The organism is Helicobacter sp. UBA3407, from assembly GCF_949747025.1.
GTDB classification, from domain to species: domain Bacteria; phylum Campylobacterota; class Campylobacteria; order Campylobacterales; family Helicobacteraceae; genus Helicobacter_D; species Helicobacter_D ganmani.
Genome location: NZ_CATKCB010000015.1, coordinates 1 through 1,463, shown reverse-complemented (window position 1 = coordinate 1,463; position 1,463 = coordinate 1). Strand labels below are relative to the sequence as shown.

Here is a 1,463-nt window from a genome sequence, read left to right as displayed (position 1 = left end):
GTTAGAATCCTGACACAAAGCCAACTTTACACCCTTTATAGATTCTATGGTGCGCGCCATAGTGTCGTGCATTTGGGACACAAGATTGACTTTTCTATACAACAAGACTTGCGTGAAATTGGCAGACTAAGAGAGCCAATCCATTTAGGTTTCATTTGGGAGCGGGACACGCAAAAACGCTATTTTTGGCAACAATACCTCAACCTCTTAAATACGCATTTAAGAGATATTTCTCATCTAGATTCCTTTTATTTTGAGCATTTAGAAGAAGGGACAAAACGACTAGAAAAAGAGAATCCCAAACGCGCAATTCTTAATTTATACGCTAAACTCTTGCGCTTTGAAGGCAGAGGAAATACCTTGCAAACTTGCCTCATTTGCGAGCAACCCCTGCAAGATAAAATCATCTTAGGGCGCGGATTGGTTCGCGGACACAAAGATTGTATGCAAGGTGCGATATTTGAGCAAGCACACATTACACAATGGCTTTCTTTACGCGGAGAGTTCTTAGAAGAAGCTGAGGTAGATAATCTGTGGAATCTCTTAATGCAAGGTCTCTAAATTCAAAAAAGAGCTGTTTTAGGCTATAATTGCATATTTATTAAGGAATGAAAAATGAAAATTTTATACTTTTTTTGCTCCATTCTCTTAGCCTTTAGCTTCAATGCTTGTCAAGAAAAGGTTGGAGATGAGATTGTCTCTAGTGGCACAAACAACACAAAAGAACAATTAGAGGCAATGAAAAATATAGATAGAAACTCCTATGCGGAAGTTTCTGATGTATTTAAGGAAACAAGCGAGATTACAAGTGATAATCTACCCTTTTTTCTTGTGTTTTCGGCAAATGGTTGCGTGTATTGCGATAGGCTAAAAAATCTCATCAAAGAGAATCCTGAAATCAAAAGCTTTCTTAAATCCAACTACGCACCTTATTATATCAACATCAGCTACACCAAAACGCATAAAATCAGGTTTTCAAATCAAGAGTTAAGCACTGCGGATTTGGCACAAAAATACAATATTAAACCCACGCCCACACTTGTTTTTTTGAGCCAAAGTGGCAAAGAATTATTTATCTATCCCGGTTTTATGCCAAAAAATCGCTTTTTTGCGACTTTGGAATTTCTCACTAATCCAACACTAGAGACAAAAGAGCCTCAAAACATTGCACAAGAGCTACAAACCTATTGGAAGCAAAAGGGAGTGTAAAAGCTTACTCAAATCATAGAATCCCAAAGAATTTTGAGGATTCCTTTAACACACTTTTTGAATCATCTCCAAAGCTTTGGCATAAAAGAATCCCGATAATAATCCTGCACACCTGCCGTTTGTTGGCAGACACACACATTTGCAGATTCCACCATAACTACCGCCTACCCATTTGCGTTTGAGAAAATCCCTGATAAGTTCGGGGAGATTTCTATAACTTAAAAGACTTAAAAATCTTTAGGGTTAGAGGATTT

2 protein-coding genes are annotated in these 1,463 nt (G+C 37.7%); both read left to right on the top strand.

Features of this window, described 5'->3' with window-relative positions; genetic code table 11:
• Positions 1–561: recombination protein RecO (gene recO, locus Q1553_RS00125; RefSeq protein ID WP_300842640.1), on the top strand; the 561-nt coding region annotated here is incomplete at its 5' end.
• Between the two features lie 54 nt (positions 562–615).
• A complete protein-coding gene (locus Q1553_RS00120) occupies positions 616–1,209 on the top strand; it encodes a thioredoxin family protein (RefSeq protein WP_115551191.1) in 594 nt (197 codons plus the stop codon).
• Positions 1,210–1,463 lie beyond the last annotated feature (254 nt).

What these genes read in the sequence shown, in the direction of transcription:
- Q1553_RS00120 (WP_115551191.1), top strand. Translation starts at nt 616, where the DNA reads ATGAAAATTTTATACTTTTTTTGCTCCATTCTCTTAGCCTTTAGCTTC.